The organism is Streptomyces sp. NPDC032126, from assembly GCF_055580085.1.
This window is the reverse complement of record NZ_JBVIMA010000004.1, coordinates 38,909-57,223: the sequence shown is the minus strand read 5'-3', so window position 1 is coordinate 57,223 and position 18,315 is coordinate 38,909. Positions and strand designations below refer to the sequence as shown.

13 protein-coding genes are annotated in these 18,315 nt (G+C 68.3%); 9 read left to right on the top strand and 4 right to left on the bottom strand.

Annotated features, from left to right (window positions below; translation table 11 throughout):
• Window positions 1-85: 85 nt before the first annotated feature.
• From ACZ5NW_RS16615 to ACZ5NW_RS16605, 3 genes are all read right to left on the bottom strand, one after another.
• Window positions 86-1,714 carry a peptide ABC transporter substrate-binding protein gene (locus ACZ5NW_RS16615; RefSeq protein WP_468744552.1) on the bottom strand — a complete coding sequence of 543 codons (1,629 nt, stop codon included), beginning with the start codon at window positions 1,712-1,714 and terminating at the stop codon, window positions 86-88.
• A gap of 615 nt (window positions 1,715-2,329) precedes the next feature.
• Window positions 2,330-4,237 (bottom strand): translational GTPase TypA, encoded by a 1,908-nt coding sequence (typA, locus tag ACZ5NW_RS16610; protein WP_468744551.1) that lies wholly within the window; start codon window positions 4,235-4,237, stop codon window positions 2,330-2,332.
• A 214-nt stretch (window positions 4,238-4,451) separates the two neighbouring features.
• Entirely contained in the window at window positions 4,452-6,665 is a 2,214-nt protein-coding gene (locus ACZ5NW_RS16605; protein WP_468744550.1) for an ABC transporter family substrate-binding protein, read from the bottom strand.
• Between the two features lie 511 nt (window positions 6,666-7,176).
• On the opposite strand from ACZ5NW_RS16605, the gene ACZ5NW_RS16600 reads away from it, so the two are divergent.
• Genes ACZ5NW_RS16600 through ACZ5NW_RS16585 form a run of 4 tightly spaced genes read left to right on the top strand, consistent with a single transcriptional unit; the run spans window position 7,177 to window position 11,059 of the window.
• Complete coding sequence (locus ACZ5NW_RS16600; RefSeq protein ID WP_468744549.1) at window positions 7,177-7,467, top strand: hypothetical protein; 291 nt, start codon at window positions 7,177-7,179, stop codon at window positions 7,465-7,467.
• Between the two features lie 19 nt (window positions 7,468-7,486).
• On the top strand, window positions 7,487-8,320 hold the full coding sequence (locus ACZ5NW_RS16595; RefSeq protein ID WP_468744548.1) for a hypothetical protein: 834 nt from the start codon (window positions 7,487-7,489) through the stop codon (window positions 8,318-8,320).
• A 16-nt stretch (window positions 8,321-8,336) separates the two neighbouring features.
• A complete protein-coding gene (locus tag ACZ5NW_RS16590) occupies window positions 8,337-10,292 on the top strand; it encodes a fumarate reductase/succinate dehydrogenase flavoprotein subunit (protein WP_468744547.1) in 1,956 nt (651 codons plus the stop codon).
• Window positions 10,289-11,059, top strand: coding sequence for a succinate dehydrogenase/fumarate reductase iron-sulfur subunit (locus ACZ5NW_RS16585; RefSeq protein ID WP_468744546.1), 771 nt, complete (start codon window positions 10,289-10,291; stop codon window positions 11,057-11,059). The genes ACZ5NW_RS16590 and ACZ5NW_RS16585 overlap by 4 nt, the downstream gene beginning before the upstream one ends.
• A 15-nt stretch (window positions 11,060-11,074) precedes the next feature.
• Here the strand turns inward: ACZ5NW_RS16585 and ACZ5NW_RS16580 are convergent, their stop codons facing one another.
• On the bottom strand, window positions 11,075-12,283 hold the full coding sequence (locus ACZ5NW_RS16580; protein WP_468744545.1) for a glycoside hydrolase family 18 protein: 1,209 nt from the start codon (window positions 12,281-12,283) through the stop codon (window positions 11,075-11,077).
• A gap of 205 nt (window positions 12,284-12,488) precedes the next feature.
• On the opposite strand from ACZ5NW_RS16580, the gene ACZ5NW_RS16575 reads away from it, so the two are divergent.
• The 5 genes from ACZ5NW_RS16575 (at window position 12,489) to ACZ5NW_RS16555 (ending at window position 18,302) form a co-directional block, all read left to right on the top strand.
• On the top strand, window positions 12,489-13,841 hold the full coding sequence (locus tag ACZ5NW_RS16575) for a hypothetical protein (protein WP_468744544.1): 1,353 nt from the start codon (window positions 12,489-12,491) through the stop codon (window positions 13,839-13,841).
• Window positions 13,842-13,962: 121 nt separating this feature from the next.
• Complete coding sequence (locus ACZ5NW_RS16570; RefSeq protein ID WP_468744543.1) at window positions 13,963-16,689, top strand: YwqJ-related putative deaminase; 2,727 nt, start codon at window positions 13,963-13,965, stop codon at window positions 16,687-16,689.
• A gap of 5 nt (window positions 16,690-16,694) precedes the next feature.
• Entirely contained in the window at window positions 16,695-17,057 is a 363-nt protein-coding gene (locus ACZ5NW_RS16565) for a toxin-antitoxin system YwqK family antitoxin (RefSeq protein ID WP_468744542.1), read from the top strand.
• Between the two features lie 212 nt (window positions 17,058-17,269).
• Window positions 17,270-17,629: a toxin-antitoxin system YwqK family antitoxin gene (locus tag ACZ5NW_RS16560; RefSeq protein ID WP_468744541.1), complete on the top strand. Its 360-nt coding sequence runs from the start codon at window positions 17,270-17,272 to the stop codon at window positions 17,627-17,629.
• Window positions 17,630-17,660: 31 nt separating this feature from the next.
• Entirely contained in the window at window positions 17,661-18,302 is a 642-nt protein-coding gene (locus ACZ5NW_RS16555) for a hypothetical protein (RefSeq protein ID WP_468744540.1), read from the top strand.
• The last annotated feature ends 13 nt before the right edge of the window (window positions 18,303-18,315 follow it).

The following is an 18,315-nucleotide window of genomic DNA, read 5'->3' as shown; positions in this document are numbered from 1 at the left end:
TGAAAGATGCGTGTGGAAAGGGCCCCCCAGCCACTGCCGTTCCCCGGGGCGCGGCCGACCGCGCCCCGGGACTACGGGCTTGTGGTTACTTCTTCTTGACCTGAACGCCGGTCAGGATCGGGTCGCCGTCCTGGGCGTACTCGACGCCGGTGACGTTCGCCGAGTAGCCCGCGTTGACCTTGTAGTACCAGAGCGGGATGCTGGGCATGTAGTTGACCAGCTGCTTCTCGACTTCCTGGTACTTCTTCATCGACTCGTCCAGCGACGGGGCGGAGTCGGCCTCGGTGATCAGCTTGTCGATCGCCGGGCTGGAGAAGCCGCCCTGGTTACCGTCCGACTTGGTGCCGAACAGGTCGCGCACGAAGTTGGCGATGAAGGGGTAGTCGAGCACCCAGCCCGAGCGGTACAGCGACTTGACCTGCTTGGCCTTGCGGGCCTGGAGGTCCGTCTGGAAGTCCGCCTTCGAGTCGAGGGAGCACTTCACACCGGTGGCCTTGGTGATGGAGTTGCAGACCGCCTCGACCCAGTCCTTGTGACCGCCGTCGGCGTTGAACTGGATGGTGATGGCGTTGCCCGGAACGCCGCCGCCCTCCGTGATGAGCGCCTTGGCCTTGGCCGGGTCGTACTTGGTGACGTCGCCCGCGGCGTCCGGCTGGTAGCCGAGGACGCCCTTGGCGACCCAGCCGGTGGCCGGCTCACGGGTGCCCTGGAGCACGGTCTTGGTGATCGTGTCGCGGTCGATGGCCATCGAAAGGCCCTGGATGACCTTCGGGTTGATCTTCTTCCACTGCGGCGCGTAGTACGCCACGGCGATCGACTGGATCGCGGAGTAGGCCTTGTCCACGGCGCGGTCACCGAGGTCGGCCTTGTAGACCGGGAGGTCCTTCGGGGCGATCTGGCGCAGGACGTCGACGTTGTTCGACTTCAGGTCCTGGTAGGCCGTCTCGAGGCTGGTGTAGTTCTTGAAGACCACACCGCCGTTCTTGGCCTTGTTCGGACCCTGGTAGTCGTCGTAGCGGGCGACCTCGATGGACTTCTTGTGGTCCCAGCTGACGAACTTGTAGGGGCCGTTGCCGACCGGGTGCTGACCGGCGGCGGCGGGGTCCTTGTAGAAGGACTCGGGCAGCGGCGAGAAGACCTCGTAGCCGAGCTTGTACACGAAGTACGGCAGGGCCTTGGTCAGCGTGATGGTGAAGGTGTTGTCGTCGACGACCTTCAGGCCGGACATCTCCGTGGCCTTCGGCTTGCCCTCGGCGGGAGCGACCTCGTCGTAGCCCTGGATGTCGGAGTACCAGAAGCTGTTGGTCTGCTTGTTCGCCGGGTTGGCGGCCCAGTTCCACGCCTTGACGTAGGACGTGGCGGTGACCGGGGTGCCGTCGTGGAACTTCCAGCCGGCCTTCAGCTTGACCGTGAAGGTCTTGTTGTCCTTGCTGTCGACCGACTCGGCGTTCACCATGACGATCTTGCCGCTGGCGTCGTAGTCGACGAGCGTGGAGAACAGCGCACGGGTGACGATGCTGCCGTTGGACTCCATGGTGTTGGCGGGCTGCAGCGGGTTCTCCGGCTCGCCGACCTCGATCGAGAACTTGCCGTTCGGGTCGATCGCGGCCTTGCTGTCGCTGCCCTTGTCGTCGTTGCCACCACCACAGGCGGTCGCGCCCAGCGCCACAACCGCGGCTATCGCGACCCACTTGGCGCTCTTCGCACCGCGCATGGGTTCCTCCTCTTGAGAGTCCATTGGTCCACCACATGAAGGGCACACGGCATACGGCCATCAGTGATGGCAGAGATGTTGGGTGCCCCCCGCTCGCGAGTCGGAGCCACATTGCGCGTGACCCGTTGTTCCGAGCTCTACGCGCCTAACTATCTGCCATGGGCGGTGGCCGAACCACACCCTCAAGGTCTCGGTTCGATCACACCTGACGTGTACTTCTTCCAAAATCCGGACAAACGGTTTGCAGAAAGATCCCTGCGAAACGGACTTGTTACACATCTATCGGAGGCGACTGTCCGCATTCCGGACGTCCGGGAGTGAAAAACCGATTGCGCTCTACGGTGACGGTGTGCATGGCCTCAACCCGCCTGATGCCGCGTCAGAACAAACGCGTCCGGCCGGGGATGCCGTACAAAGCACGGAACGTCCACCCACACAGCACATTAGTGGGGAACAGACGTGCTGTGCGGCTCCTGGGCCAAGGTGAAGGGTTTTCCCTACGTCCCGCTTACTCCAGGACGTACGCCGGGAAAACGGCCGAGCCGGGCGCCCCGCTTGCTGCGGAGTGCCCGGCTCGGCCGGTTCTGGGCGTCGGAGCGGCCGAACGCGGCCGGCTCAGCCGTGCTTGGCGCGCGAGGCGGCCCGGGCACGCTCGCGGGCGTCCAGGTTCACCTTGCGGATCCGCACGGCCTCGGGGGTCACCTCGACGCACTCGTCGTCGCGGCAGAACTCCAGGGACTGCTCCAGCGACAGCTTGCGCGGCGGCACGATCGACTCGGCCACATCGGCCGTGGACGACCGCATGTTGGTGAGCTTCTTCTCCTTGGTGATGTTGACGTCCATGTCGTCGGAGCGGGAGTTCTCACCGACGATCATGCCCTCGTACACCTCGGTGCCCGGCTCCACGAAGAGCACGCCGCGCTCCTGAAGGTTCGTCATCGCGAACGCGGTGACGGCACCGGCGCGGTCGGCGACCAGCGAGCCGTTGTTACGGGTCTGGAGCGTGCCGAACCAGGGCTCGAAGCCCTCGTGGATGGAGTGGCCGATACCGGTGCCGCGGGTCTGCGTCAGGAACTCGGTCCGGAAGCCGATGAGACCGCGCGAGGGCACGACGAACTCCATGCGCACCCAGCCGGAGCCGTGGTTGGACATGTTGTCCATCCGGCCCTTGCGGACACCCATGAGCTGCGTGACCGCGCCCATGTGCTCCTCGGGCACGTCGATCGTCATGCGCTCGACCGGCTCGTACACCTTGCCGTCGACGTCCTTCGTGACGACCTGCGGCTTGCCGACGGTGAGCTCGTAGCCCTCCCGGCGCATGGTCTCGACGAGGATGGCGAGCGCCAGCTCACCACGGCCCTGGACCTCCCAGGCGTCCGGGCGGTCCGTCTCCAGCACGCGCAGCGAGACGTTACCGATCAGCTCGCGGTCCAGACGGTCCTTCACCTGACGGGCGGTGACCTTGCGGTCCTTCACGGCCGACTTCGCGTCGGCGCCCTTGCCGGTGCCGCCACGGCCGACCAGCGGGGAGGTGTTGGTGCCGATGGTCATGGAGATCGCCGGCTCGTCGACCGTGATCAGCGGCAGCGCGACCGGGTTCTCGGGGTCGGCCAGCGTCTCGCCGATCATGATGTCCGGGATACCGGCGACGGCGCAGATGTCACCCGGGCCGGCCTTCTCGGCGGGCTTGCGGGTGAGGGCCTCGGTCATCATCAGCTCGGAGATACGGACATTGCTGACGGAGCCGTCCCGCTTGATCCACGCGACGGTCTGGCCCTTCCTGAGCTCGCCCTGCTCCACGCGGAGCAGCGCGATACGGCCGAGGAAGTTGTCGGCGTCCAGGTTGGTGACGTGGGCCTGGAGCGGGGCGGCCTCGTCGTAGGTCGGGGCCGGGATGTGCTCCAGGATCGTGGAGAAGAACGGCTCCAGGCTGGTGGAGTCCGCCGGGACCGTGCCGTTGTCCGGCTTGGTCAGCGAGGCGATGCCGTCGCGGCCGCAGGCGTAGACGATCGGGAACTCGATCTGCTCCTCGTCCGCGTCCAGGTCGAGGAAGAGGTCGTAGGTCTCGTTGACGACCTCGTCGATACGGGAGTCCGGGCGGTCCGTCTTGTTGATACAGAGGATGACGGGCAGCCGCTGCTGGAGCGCCTTGCGCAGCACGAAGCGGGTCTGCGGCAGGGGGCCCTCGGAGGCGTCCACGAGCAGCACCACACCGTCGACCATCGACAGACCGCGCTCGACCTCGCCACCGAAGTCGGCGTGGCCGGGGGTGTCGATGATGTTGATGGTGATCGGGTCCCCGCCGTCCTTCGGGTGGTACTTCACCGCGGTGTTCTTGGCGAGGATCGTGATGCCCTTCTCACGCTCCAGGTCGTTCGAGTCCATGACGCGGTCGTCGACGGAGTCGAGCTGGTGGGCGGCGAAGGCGCCGGCCTGCTTCAGCATGCCGTCGACGATGGTCGTCTTGCCGTGGTCGACGTGGGCGACGATTGCGACGTTACGGATGTCGTGGCGCGTGGCCATAGTGCGGCGTACTCCCAGAGTGGTGAGAAGGCCCTGCTGCGTACGTCCGTGTGACGCGGGCCTGCCGGGCTTGACACGCCACGGCCTCACCCCATGGTACGTGCCCTTGACGGCGTGGGCTCGCCGGACCGCCGGGTAAGGGGCGCGGAGAACGGCGCGACCAGCCACAACGCATCTGCGGCCGGCCACGAATCCGCACCCCCGCCCCCTTGTCCTACTCCTTGTCCGGACTGGCGGAAGCCTTCATCCCCTTCTTCAAGAACCCCATGTCCTCGTACACCGGCGTCTGGAACCCGAACGCCCCCGCGTTGACCAGCTCCTTTCGCGCGGCGGTCAGCTGAGGCCGCTGATACAGGGGAATCGACCCCGCCGCGGCCCAGATCCGGCTGTCCGCCTTGCGCAACAGCTTCCGTGACTCGTCCTCGTCCAGCGTGGCGATCGCCTCGTCGAAGAGCTGGTCGACCTGGTCCGTCCCCACCCGCGTGTAGTTCTGCTCGACGCTCAGCGAGCCGTCCGCGCCCGGCACCGGCTTGGCGTAGATCGGCCGGGCGTCGGTGGCGGGGAAGGCGGAGGTGGGCCAGGAGTAGAGGGCGAGGTCGTACTGGCCGGAGGCGATGTGGTCCTTGAAGTAGCTCTCGTCGGGGACCTTGGTGATCTCGGTGCGGATGCCGACCTTCTCCAGCATCTTCGCGATCCGGTCGGCCACGGTCCGCAGACTCTCCGAGCCCTGCCCCGACGGCACCACGAACCGCAGGGTGAGCGCCTTGCCGTCCTTGGCCAGCGCCCCCGCCGGGCCGGCGGCCGGAGCGGCGGTGCCCTTGGGGGCGTACGCGCCCGGCGCTCCGCCCTGGTGCAGCTCACGGCCGATGTACCGCTTGCCGTCCTGCGCGAGCTGGCGGCCGTGCCGCTCGCCGTCGTCCGCGTCGGCGCCGGCCTCCTCCGCCTTGTTGTCCTCACCGACGATGTACGTCCCGTCGGCACCACCCTCGGACGTACGGCCCGCCGCCTTGTCGCCGTCGGACGAGTCAGCCTCCGACTTCTCGGACTTCTCGGACTTCTCGCCGCCGCTCTTCTTCTTCGCGGCCGACTCGCCCCCGGCGGCCTTCTCGCCCTCGCCCTCCTCGCCGTCCTCTTCCTTCTGCCCCTTCTTCTTCTCTTCCTTCACCGGTCCCCCGGCGACCCACCCGGCGTCCGCCAGCAGCGCCTGCGCCTCCGCGGTGTCCTGGTCGCCGAGCGCCCCGCTGTTGTCGGCGTAGACCTCCTGCCCGGACAGGGCGAGGTGGCTGCCGACCGGCTCGACGGGCAGGCCGAGCGGCTTGAGGACCAGCGCGGCCAGCTCCTTGCGGTCCAGTGCCCGGGCCACGGCCCGCCGTACCCGCTCGTCGGCGAGCGGACCGTCGGCGCCGTTCAGGGCGAGCTGGGTGAACGCCGGCTCCAGCGAGCGGCGGACCTCGACGCCCCGCAGCGACTGCTGCTGGGCCTGCCAGGTCGCGATCGCCTTGATCAGCTTCTTGCGGCCCTGCGCCTCGTCCCCGTCGAAGCCGTGCGCGACCGCCCAGGAGCGCAGCGCCTTGAGCGCGGTCCGGCCTCCGCCGGGCCCGGCGAGCGGACCGGCCGTGATCTTGGCGGCGCCGTTGATGCGGCGGACGTCGGCCGGGTCGATCTCGGCGAGGTCGACCTTGCCGGCGGCCAGCGCGGTGGCGCGCTCGGTGCGCGGGACGGCCGTGAGGACGATCTCGGAGAGCTTGGCCGGCCGCCCCCACCAGCGCGGATTACGGGTGAGGGTGATCTGCTCGGCCTTGTGGTCGACCTTCTTCAGCGAGAAGGGGCCGGCGGTCACCTTCAGCTTGCGCCGGGCCCCGTCGTTGAAGGAGTCGGGCGTGCCCATGACGTCCTTCGGGTACAGCGGGGAGAACAGCGACTTCCAGTCGGCGTAGGGGCGGGCGAAGGTGACCCGGACCTCCAGGTCGTTCTTGCCGCGCTCGATCTTCTCGATGCGGTCGTAGCCGGCGTTGCGGGCGGTCCAGTAGGCGCTGTCCTTGCCGGACAGGGCGCGCCACTGGGCGGCGAAGTCGGCGGCGCCGATCTCCCGGCCGTCGCTCCAGACGGCCTGCTGGTCGAGCCGGTAGAGGACGACCTGCTTGGGCTCGGTCTCGACGACCTTGGCGGACTCCAGGAAGTCGGCGTCGCGCTGGGGCCGCGCGTTGCGGTCGAGCCGGAACATCGACGGCAGGACGGCCTGGGCCACCCGGGTGGTGGTGGCGTCGGCGTCGGACTGGAAGGTGTTGAAGGTCTCCGGCACGTCGTCCACGGCCCAGCGCAGGGTGCCGCCGTCGGCGATCCGGGCGCGGTCGGCCGGGGCGATGTCCTGGGCGGCCAGTGGCTTGCCGGCCTCGTCGGTGGAACCGCAGGCGGCCAGGGTGGGCACCGCGAGCGCTCCCGCGGTGAGGAAGGCGACCGAGCGAAGCGCTCCGCGGGGAGAGCCGCTACGGGCCGTCGTTCGAGTGCGGCTGTGCCGTGGCTGGTCGCGCTGTTCCCCGCGCCCCTTTGGGGCGCTGCCAGGGCCGCTGCCGTGGTGGGACATCTTCGGGTACCTCCGGGAAGCCGCGGGAGTTACGATCACATTTGGGCGATCACTCGGGTTGATCACTTTTGGGTGACATTTGAGTGATCAGATGTATTCGGATGTACGCAGCCACTGAAGAGGAAAGGGTTCGGCAACCCTGGACGACACGGCGACGGCGCACCGGAAGCCCACCCGTGCGGCGCAATGCGTCAAGGGCGCGATCACACACAGCGGCCAGGCGTCAAGGGCGCACTACCGCGCATCAGCCAATCGGTGCACATCCCTTCCCACCGGCCCGTGTGACGCGCAACACTCGCTGGCGCACGAACGCCCCCGTCCAAGGCTCCAAGCCCGCGGAAGTGAGGTGCACAACATGTCCGTGCAAGATGAACTGACATCGGTCCAGCACAGCCTCGACGACCTGTTCCGGTCGCTCGGCCGACTGGAACAGCAGCTCGGTGGCGGCGGGCTGGAGATCCGCCGCGTCCGCACCGACGCGGAGCATCTGCGCGAGAGCGTCTCGCTGCTGCGTCAGTCGGCCAGCCTCCCCGAGGCCGCGCGCACACCGGAGCTCGTCACGATCTCCGACACCCCCTACGACCCCAGCATGTGGACGGACTCGGACGACGAGGGCCTCGGCGCCCGCGACCGCCACGCTCCCTGACCCATCAGGAGGGCTCACGTTGGCCACCGGCACGGAACCTCCAGCCACCGGATCCCATCCGCGCGGCGGTGTGCGGGGCGCCGGGCGCGCCGCGATCGCCGCCCCTCATCTGCGTACCGACCGCTGGTGGCTGGCCCCGGCCGTCACCGCGGCCGGGCTGCTCGCCTTCATCGTGTACTCGACGTGGCGGGCCTTCGCGAACGCCGACTACTACTCGGCGCCCTATGTCTCGCCCTTCTACTCGCCATGTCTGGCGGAGAACTGCGCGGACATGCCGTCGGGCCCCAACGCCGACGTCTTCGGCAGCTGGTGGGGCATCTCCCCGGCGATCATCATCCTGATCTTCCCGCTGGGCTTCCGCCTGACCTGCTACTACTACCGCAAGGCCTACTACCGGGGCTTCTGGGCGTCCCCGCCGGCCTGCGCGGTCGCCGAGCCGCACCGGACGTACTCCGGTGAGACCCGCTTCCCGCTGATCCTGCAGAACGTCCACCGGTACTTCTTCTACGCCGCGATCCTCGTCGCCGGCGTCCTGACGTACGACACCGTGCTGTCCTTCCGCGACACGGACGAGAACTGGGGCCACATGGGCCTCGGCACCGTCGTGTTCCTCGTCAACATCACGCTGATCTGGGCGTACACGATCTCCTGCCACTCCTGTCGGCACATCGTGGGCGGCAAGCTCAAACACTTCTCCAAGCATCCCGTGCGCTACAAGGCATGGCAGTTCGTCGGCAGGCTCAACGCCCGCCACATGCTGCTCGCCTGGGCGTCGTTGGTGAGCGTGGCGCTCGCCGACTTCTACGTCTATCTGCTGGCGTCCGGCGCCTTCGACGATCCGCGATTCTTCTGATGAGGGGTGCCTGCTGATGTCCGTGGTCGACCGCCAGGAGTGGGACGTCGTCGTGGTGGGCGCCGGCGGCGCCGGGCTGCGCGCCGCCATCGAGGCACGCGAGCGGGGCGCGCGTACGGCCGTGATCTGCAAGTCGCTGTTCGGCAAGGCGCACACGGTGATGGCCGAGGGCGGCATCGCGGCGGCCATGGCCAATGTCAACGAGCACGACAACTGGCAGGTCCACTTCCGCGACACCATGCGCGGCGGCAAGTTCCTCAACCAGTGGCGCATGGCAGAACTGCACGCCCGTGAGGCCCCCGACCGGGTCTGGGAGCTGGAGACCTGGGGCGCCCTCTTCGACCGCACCAAGGACGGCCGGATCTCGCAGCGCAACTTCGGCGGCCACGAGTATCCACGCCTCGCCCACGTCGGCGACCGTACGGGCCTGGAGCTGATCCGCACCCTCCAGCAGAAGATCGTCTCCCTCCAGCAGCAGGACAAGAAGGAGACCGGCGACTACGAGTCCCGGCTGAAGATCTTCCAGGAGTGCACGGTCACCCGGATCCTCAAGGACACCGCATCCGACAGCGGCTCCGCCGCGGGCCGGATTTCGGGTGTCTTCGCCTACGAGCGCGAGTCCGGGCGCTTCTTCGTCCTGGAGGCCCCCTCCGTCGTCGTCGCGACCGGCGGCATCGGCAAGTCCTTCAAGGTCACGTCGAACTCGTGGGAGTACACCGGCGACGGCCACGCGCTGGCCCTGCTGGCGGGCGCGCCCCTGCTGAACATGGAGTTCGTGCAGTTCCATCCGACGGGCATGGTCTGGCCGCCGTCGGTGAAGGGCATCCTCGTCACCGAGTCGGTGCGCGGCGACGGCGGGGTCCTGAGGAACTCCGACGGCAAGCGGTTCATGTTCGACTACATCCCGGACGTCTTCAAGGAGAAGTACGCCCAGTCCGAGGAGGAGGGCGACCGCTGGTACGACGACCCGGACAACAACCGGCGTCCCCCTGAGCTGCTCCCCCGCGACGAGGTCGCCCGGGCCATCAACGCCGAGGTGAAGGCGGGCCGCGGCTCCCCGCACGGCGGCGTGTTCCTGGACGTGTCGACGCGTATGCCCGCCGAGGTGATCAAGCGCCGACTGCCGTCCATGTACCACCAGTTCAAGGAGCTGGCCGACGTCGACATCACCGCGGAGGCGATGGAGGTCGGGCCGACCTGTCACTACGTGATGGGCGGCATCGCCGTCGACTCCGAGACGGCGGCGGCGCGCGGGGTGCCGGGGCTGTTCGCGGCCGGTGAGGTCGCGGGCGGCATGCACGGCTCCAACCGGCTCGGCGGCAACTCGCTCTCCGACCTCCTGGTCTTCGGGCGCCGGGCGGGCTGGCACGCCGCCGAGTACGCGGCGGGCGTGACCGGGCGCCCCGAGGTCTCCGAGGCCCAGGTCAACCTGGCGTCCGCGGAGGCCCTGCGGCCGTTCTCCGCGGAGGCGGAGGGCGAGGCGGGCCCGCCGGAGAACCCGTACACCCTCCACCAGGAACTCCAGCAGACCATGAACGACCTGGTCGGCATCATCCGCCGCCAGGGCGAGATGGAGCAGGCCCTGGAGAAGCTCGCCGACCTGCGCGTACGGGCCCGCCGGGCCGGCGTCGAGGGGCACCGCCAGTTCAACCCCGGCTGGCATCTCGCCCTCGACCTGCGGAACATGCTGCTGGTCAGCGAGTGCGTGGCCCGCGCCGCGCTGGAGCGCACCGAGTCGCGCGGCGGTCACACCCGCGAGGACCACCCGGTGATGGACCGCGCGTGGCGCAACATCAACCTCCTGTGCCGGCTGGCCGATCCCGCCGGAGGACCGGCGGGGGCGGACGTCCCGCAGCGCGGCCAGATCGACCTCACCCGTGAGACCACCGACGCCATCCGCCCGGACCTGCTCTCCCTGTTCGACAAGGAGGAGCTGGTCAAGTACCTCGCCGAAGAGGAGCTCTACGAGTGAGCAGCTATGAGGCCCGCTTCAAGGTGTGGCGGGGCGATGTGAGCGGCGGGGACCTGAAGGACTTCGCGGTCGAGGTGAACGACGGCGAGGTGGTCCTGGACATCATCCACCGCCTCCAGGCCACCCAGGCCCCCGACCTGGCCGTCCGCTGGAACTGCAAGGCGGGCAAGTGCGGTTCGTGCTCGGCGGAGATCAACGGGCGGCCCCGGCTGATGTGCATGACCCGCATGTCGGTGTTCGACCGGGACGAGACGATCACGGTGACTCCGCTGCGCGCCTTCCCGGTGGTCCGGGACCTGGTCACGGACGTGGGCTTCAACTACCGGAAGGCGAGGGAGGTCCCGGCCTTCGTCCCGCCCGCCGGGCTCGGGCCCAGCGAGTACCGGATGATGCAGGAGGACGTGGACCGCTCGCAGGAGTTCCGCAAGTGCATCGAGTGCTTCCTGTGCCAGGACACCTGCCATGTGGTGCGCGACCACGAGGAGAACAAGACGGCGTTCGCGGGGCCCCGCTTCCTGATGCGGGTGGCGGAGCTGGACATGCATCCGCTGGACGCGGCCGCCGAGGGCGGACTCGACCGCAAGAAGACCGCGCAGGACGAACACGGCCTCGGCTACTGCAACATCACCAAGTGCTGCACGGAGGTCTGCCCCGAGGGCATCAAAATCACGGACAACGCGCTGATTCCCTTGAAGGAACGGGCGGTCGACCGGAAGTACGACCCGCTGGTGTGGCTGGGGTCGAAGATCAGGAGACGCTCCTCGTAGCCGGCACTACCCGACTCAGCGCACCCAGTCGTCCCGGTACGCCTTCCAGTCCGCCTCCGTTGCGGCGAAGTCGACGTAGAGCGCGACGCCGAAGCGGGTACGGTCCGGGTCCGTGCGGGAGAGGCCCAGGCGTACGCCTCGGACGGCGGCCGGGACGGTCTCCGCGTGGGCCCAGTGGCCGAAGCGGTTCTCACGGTAGAAGGGCAGGCCCATCAGCAGGTCGGTGCCCTGCGGGGTGACCTCCAGGGCGAGAGAGGTCTGCTGGGCGACATAGCCGCCGTACGTGCTCTCGAACGGCTGCATGGTGTCGTACGACATCACGGCGATCTGGTCGACGCGCCGCGCGACCTCGCCGAAGAACGACTGCGACCACCACTTGGGGTGGCCGGCGACCGTGCCCCAGAAGGAGTGGAAGCCCGGCAGCGGGTCGATCTGGTGGGCGGCGACGGAGAGTTGGGCGTGGTGGGCCCCGGTGATGCCGTGAAGGGTGTCGAGCAGGGCGAGGTAGTCGCGGTCGCCGGAGTGCAGGGGTTCCAGGTCGAAGTGGGCGCCCTCGAAGCCCGCGTCGAGAATCTGCCGGGTGGACCGTACGACGTTCACGCGCGTCCCGGCGTCCTCCAGCCGCAGCCCGGTCGGACCCTCGGTGGCAAGCACATCGCCGAGCCAGGCCTGGACGCGGACGCCGGGCATCTCGCGGTGCACACCGGCGATGAACCAGGCGGCCCTCGGATACAGGGACGCGGGCAGCGTGCCGTCGTGCTCCAGGGGCCCGGTGTGGACGTACAGATCCCGGATCCCGGTGTCCGACAGCCGCTCGGCGAGCGCCGCGAGATCGGCGTCGCTCTTCCGCCCGTCGACCCAGGCGTGTCCGAGCCAGAGGGCGTCGCGGTGACGGGTGAAGGTGCCGTCGGCGGGGTCACCGGCGTAGTTGATACGGAGGGCGAGCTGGGTGCCGAGGACGGAGAGGAGGAGGGCGAGGAGGAGAACGAGAAGGGCACGGAGGGCGTTGCGGAGGGTGCGGCGGAGTCGGCGGGGGTGGGGTGGGGGCGTGCGGAGTTCCGGCGGTGGGGTGGGGTCGTCGGGGGTTCCGGGCGTGGTGGCTTCCTTGTCGGCCGCGTCCGGGTCGGCGGGCTTGTCGGTCCGCGCCTGTGTCTCCCTCTCGGCCTCGTCCGGGTCGGTCGGCTCCCCGTTCTCCGGCTCGGTCCGTGTCGACGACCGGTCCACCCGGCAGTCACCCCCCCTTGCGTCGTCCAGCCCCGTCCCGGGTGAATCCCGGTCGCGTACCCGCAGGTGCGGCCATACGCTCCCAAATGTGACGTCGTCCCTGATCCGAGGCCGCCCGCGGCGCGCCAGGTCGCACATATCCGTGCGGGTGGCGCATGCCGTGGTGGGCGGTGCGGCCGGGGTCGTGTGGCTGGTGTTGCCAGGGATGACGACGAGTACGGACGTTCCGGTTGCGATCACCCGTTCGCCGGTGCCGACCTCGGCCTCTACCTCGACCTCGATATCCGAGGCGCCACCCTCGGCCGCCCCCAGCGACGACGAGACGTCCGCCGCCGATCTGGTCCTCCCCCTGGTGGCGCTGGGCGCGGTGGGCGCGCTCGCCGGATACGGCTATCTTCGCCGAGTCCGCCGCACCCGGACCCGGACGACACCGGGCGGCGGCCCGCCCCGACCACCGGTCGCCGAACCGAACCCGCTGGACGACCTGGCCGCCCGGTCCCACGAGACCCTGGTGCGAGCGGACAACCAGCGGTACGCCACCCACACCGAACTGTCCTGCGCCGCAGCCCTCTTGGGAGCGGAGGCGGTGGCGGGGGCCGCGTCGGAACTGCGGGCGGCGGAGACGGAACTGGCGGCGGCGTTCCGGATGCGGCAGCGGTACGACGAGGGCATACCCGAGGAGGAGGCCGCCCGTCGGCACACGCTGGCCGGAATCGTGGGCCGCTGCGAGGAGACCGGCCGGCACCTGGACGCCGCCGCGGCGACGCTGCGGGAGCTACGGGCGCTGGAGCGGGACCCGCGCGAGGCCCTGGCGCTCGCGGAGTCACGCTTCCGGGAACTGACCTCCCGCACCCCGGCCGCCGAGGCCACGCTCACCGAACTGCGCGCCCGGTACGCGCCGACGGCGAGTGCCGAGGTCATCGGTTACGTGGAACAGGCCAAGGATCGGCTGGTGTTCGCCACGACCCACCTCAACCTGTGCCGCCAGGCGGCCGATTCCGGCGACGCGGAGCAAGCGGCGGGGCAGCTTCGTACGGCGGAGGGCGCGATCGCCGAGGCGGAGGTGTTCCTGGCCGCGGTCGACCGGACGGCCGACGGGCTGGCCGAGGCCGCACGGATGGTCCCGGCCGTCCTCACCGCCGCCGAGGCCGAGTTGGCGCCGTCGAGAACACCCCTGGTCCGGGAGGGCGAGACCTACTCCCAGTTGCTGCACGCCGACGCCGTACTGACCTCCGTACGCGTCGAGTTGACGTCGGGCCGCCCGTACGACCCGGCCGCCGTCCTGCGCGGAGTCGTACGTGCGACGCTGCCGCTGGCCACCGGCAGGTCGGGGGCGCTCCCGGCGGCGGACCGCCTCCTCGCGGAGACAACGACGGCCGCCGCGGACGATTTCATCCGCACCCACTCGGGCACGGTGGGGGCGACGGCCCGCACCCGACTTGCGGAGGCGCGACGCCTGCTCACCGAAAGCACATACTCCGCCTCCGACGAACTGGCTCTCGGGGCACGCGCGTTGGCCGAACAGGACGTGCGGCTGCACGGCAATCCGTACGCCTGAGCAATGTTGTAGCGGTTCGGTGACGGTACTCGGATCCCCCCAATACCCCTTTGTATGATGATCTGCTATTGGTGAGACTTGGGCCGAATCATCGATGCGGGCATACGGGGGTGTGCTAAGCGTGATCAAGCCGGGGGAGATTCCTCAGTTCACGGGCAATCTGTTCCAACTGGAGTTGGATCACGCCGCGTTGAAGAAGGACGCGACGAACATCCGGAACACCGGCAGCGATGTGCACGCCCAGTTCCAGGGCCTGTCGGCCTTCTACCACGCTCCGGAAGCGGAGCAACTCTTCGCGACGACGAAGCCGGTGAAGGAGCGGGCGAACGACTTCGCGACGGAGCTGGAGACGGTGTCGTCGGCGTTGTCGTCGTACGCGACGGAGATCCGTCCCCTTGTCTCGAAGCTGCTGGAGTTGAAGACGAAGGCGCAGACGTTCGTCGATTCGGTCAAGGACGATGACGACTGGGAGTACGACGGCGACAAGGTCGACGAGCACAACCAGATCCGGGACGACATCACCAACACGGTCGCCGCGTTCTGGGCGGCGGAGCGGACCTGCCACAACAAGATCACTGCGATCTGGGGTGGGACGCAGATGGTCGCGGGGGACGGTTCGGAGCGCAAGGACCAGTACGGGTTCAACGCGGAGGACCTGAAGAACGCGAAGCTCCCCTGGGGTGACCCGGTGGAGGAGAAGCATCACTGGTACGAGGTCGGCCACTGGGTGAAGTCCTTTGTGTGGGACGGCCTGATCGTGGACGGCATCTGGGGCACGATCAAGGGTCTCGGCACGCTGGTGGGTTTCGGCGGCTGGGACGCGATGGGCGCGGCCTGGAAGGGTCTCGCCCAGCTGGCGACGGGTCTGGCGCTGGCGTCGATCCCGGGTGTGGGGACGGCGTTCTGGCTGCTGCCGGATGACAAACTCCCGTCCTGGATCCGTGATTCGCGCACCGCGATGAAGGAGACGGGCAAGGCGCTGGTGGCGTGGGACGAGTGGGGCAAGAACCCCGGTCGTGCGGCCGGTGCGGTCACCTTCAACGTCCTGACCACCGTCTTCACGGGCGGTGCGGGTGGTGCGGCGTCGGGTGCGGGCAAGGCGGGCGCGGTCGCGAAGGCGTTGTCGGTGGCGGGCAAGGCCGGCAAGATCATCGACCCGATGACGTATGTGGCCAAGGGTGCGGGTGCGGGTCTGTCGAAGATCGGTGACATCACCAAGGCGATCAAGGGCATCGGGAACATCGAGATCCCGAAGCTGCCGGAGAACGCGATCACTCTGCCGGAAGGTTCGCTGAAGCTGCCGGACGGGACGGTGCATCTGCCGGAGGGCTCGCCGATCCCGGAGGGGGCGACGAAGCTGCCGGACGGCAACATCAAGCTGCCCGACGATGTGCCGGTGGTGCACGAGGACGCGTTGCCGGTGAAGGCGGAGGGCGGGGAGCCGACGCTGTACGCGGATCGGGGCGGCAATCTGGTCGACGGCCACGGCAATGTGCTGCTGGATGTGGAGAAGCCGGGCCCGCAGGACGTTGTGGACCGGCCGGCGGGGGGCGAGCCGGACGCCACCGGTCCGGCGGGCGCGGACGTCCCGCACACCCCGGACCCGGCGAAGGTCCCGGCGATGTCGGGCGCGGCCACCCACACCGCCGACGCGGCCCAGCACATCAACCTGGGCAGCAGCCTGGACGATGTGGGCCGCGTCCCGGACAACGCGGCGGTCCACGCGGGCGGCGACATTCCGAACGTTCACGGGGGCGGCGACATTCCGAACGTCCACGCGGGCGGAGACCTCCCGAACGGCACGGGTCTGGGCGACCACCTGCCCGGCGGCACCGCGGACCACCTGCCCGGCGGTTCGGCAGACCACCTCCCGGGAGGCCACGCGGACGACCTCGGCCACGGCCCGACGGCCAACCACGAGCCCCCGAACAGCCACACAGGCGGTCACGGCGACGGCCCGGGCGACGGCTCCCATGGCCACTCGTCCGACGGCAGCCACGATGGATCCGGTACGGGCGGTCACAGCGACGGCACGAACGACCCGCACCATCACGCCGACGACGGCGCGCATCACCCGCCCCACGAATCCGTTGCTGACGGAGTCGGCGATGCGGGCCATGGCGCGGGGGAGCATGCCGACGCCTCAAACCACACCGACGTCAATGGCAACCCGTCGGATGCCCCAGGGTACCCAGAGGGCTACGACCCCACCGATGCGCTGGTGCATCAGGGCGCGTTGCCCGGGGCGGGCCCTGGTGATAAGTTCCTCGGCCAACTGGATCCGTCCCGAGTCGAGATCTCGGATGGCCTGATCACACACGTCGATGGTCGTCCGGTCGAAGAATTCATCCAGACTCTCTCCCGGGACCGTGTGGACATCTACATTCAGGCGAAGAACGACGGTACGTTCTCGAAGGGGCAGACCGGTGCCTGTGTCGGATCAGTAATCGACACGCGCACGGGCATGGTCTACGAGGGCATCAACGGGCCTGGCGATGCGGTGATCCCGTTGGACGATCTGCATCCGCTGCTCGCTGAGCGTTTTGAGGCCCTCCAGGCCAATCCGCCCCACCCTGCGCAGATCCTGGAGCACGCAGAGGTGAAGGCCGCGAACCAGCTACTGTGGGAACGAAAGAAGCTGGGACTGCCGGACGACGCGAGCGCTCTGAGTGAACTCCGCGCTTCCGTGTGGTTCCCCTTCAAGAAGGACTTTGATCTGGAGGTTCCCGTGCCGCCGAAGGCAGCGCCGTTCTGCGCTAACTGCGCGAATATGCTGCATGAGGTTCCGAGTACCTTCGGTCGGTTTACCGCCTGGCCGCCCAACGCTGAGAACAAACTCCCGTGGTAATGGATATGCGACGTATTGACATTGATGATGACGAAGTTGATATCGGCTTCGATCACAGACTGCTCTATGCCGGAGAGCCTTACACCGGAGAAGCCGTGGAGTACCTGGCCGGCCATCTGGTGAGCAAGGTGACGTACACGGATGGGTTCAAGGACGGCCCTTACTCCGAGTGGTACAAGGACGGAACCTTGCGGGCCGAGGGAGTCATGAAAATGGGGTTCGTCGCCGGAGAATTCAGGCGCTGGCACCCGAATGGAATTCTAGCCAAGCGCATGATCAACAGTGAGGATGGGAAGAAACCCCTCGCTGAGTACGAATGGGATGAGGAAGGGCGTCCGACGCGAGCCTGGGAGAACGCCAAGCCGTAGAGCGCGTCCTCTTCCGATTTCCGATTCGAAGCCTCCGGTCTGTGATGCCTCTGTGTGTACCGCGCTGTTCACGGGCGGCGCGGGAGCCGTGCGGGGCGGATCCGGAACGGCATAACGTCCCCCGGCGATTGCCGCCAGACTTCGAAGCCTGCCTGAAACCCTGGCTCACCCTTTGCAGACCGCCCTGCCAGGGCGCCTGTTGGATGGATTGGATGCAACGGATCAATATCAACGATCCTGAGGTCGATAGGGATATGGGGCAGCATTTGCTGTATCGCGGGGAACCCTTCACTGGTGAAGTCGAAGAGTTTCTTGGAGATGCCCGTGTCTGTTTGGAGAACTATGTTGACGGTTTGCCGGACGGGCCGAGCTGGGAATGGTACGCGGACGGTTCCCTGAGGGCTGAGGTGACTGTTCGCAAGGGGCGTGCAGTCGGTATCGCGCGACGGTGGCACCAGAACGGAGTGCTCGCCTCTGAGCGGGTGTTTTCTGAGGATGATGGGTCGTTCTTGTCCAGCCGGGAGTGGGATGAGGAGGGGCGGCCGACGGAGGTGTGGAGGGGAGCCCTGTGAAGGCCAGCATGCCGTGCCATAAGGTGTTCGCATGTCCCTCTTGATGCGGGCGCCCCAGGAATGTGCCTCGTGGGAATGGGAACGGAACGACTTCGCGTCGCCCGGTCTCGATTCGGCGTTGATGACCGCTGCGCGGATGTCTTCCGTGCTGCGGGACCACGGACTCTTGGAGCCGAGTCAACTGGCGTGGAAGTGGTTCGTCATGGGGCGCGGCAGCACGGGGATCACCACTAGCCTCACCCTCAGGGGAAGCATCGACGAAGCTCAGCTCGCCCAGCGGATTCAGGAATGTCGCCCCGCGGGATTCCCCGATGCGGAAGTTGGCGCGCTCACGATCTCCGGTGTCGGAACGTGGGTCGATGCCGAGGGCGGGGAGCACCGCGAGCCCCATCTCGCCGAGCTGACTGTCTACCCCGACGAGCGTCACCTCGCCGCAGAGGTGTCCGTGTTCCATGATGTCTGGGGCTACTGCGACTTCGCGGGCGTTCCGCACCCCGATGTTCAGAAGCGGAATGCTTCTCGCCTGGCTGCGGCCCTGCGAGCGCTCGACGCGCTTCTCGGAACCTCAGCTGAGCCGGGTGAGCCGACGTACTTCGGACGAGCCGAAGGCTACGGCATCGAGATGCCCGATCTGATCGACGGCCGAGGACCCGACCTCACCGACATGCTGTGAGACTTGGAGTCTG

Bases quoted from the DNA above. Each gene is read 5' to 3' on its own strand.
- ACZ5NW_RS16575 (WP_468744544.1), top strand. From the start codon at position 12,489: ATGACGACGAGTACGGACGTTCCGGTTGCGATCACCCGTTCGCCGGTG.
- ACZ5NW_RS16555 (WP_468744540.1), top strand. From the start codon at position 17,661: ATGTCCCTCTTGATGCGGGCGCCCCAGGAATGTGCCTCGTGGGAATGG.
- typA (WP_468744551.1), bottom strand. From the start codon at position 4,237: ATGGCCACGCGCCACGACATCCGTAACGTCGCAATCGTCGCCCACGTC.
- ACZ5NW_RS16560 (WP_468744541.1), top strand. From the start codon at position 17,270: ATGCAACGGATCAATATCAACGATCCTGAGGTCGATAGGGATATGGGG.
- ACZ5NW_RS16590 (WP_468744547.1), top strand. From the start codon at position 8,337: ATGTCCGTGGTCGACCGCCAGGAGTGGGACGTCGTCGTGGTGGGCGCC.
- ACZ5NW_RS16565 (WP_468744542.1), top strand. From the start codon at position 16,695: ATGCGACGTATTGACATTGATGATGACGAAGTTGATATCGGCTTCGAT.
- ACZ5NW_RS16615 (WP_468744552.1), bottom strand. From the start codon at position 1,714: ATGCGCGGTGCGAAGAGCGCCAAGTGGGTCGCGATAGCCGCGGTTGTG.
- ACZ5NW_RS16600 (WP_468744549.1), top strand. From the start codon at position 7,177: ATGTCCGTGCAAGATGAACTGACATCGGTCCAGCACAGCCTCGACGAC.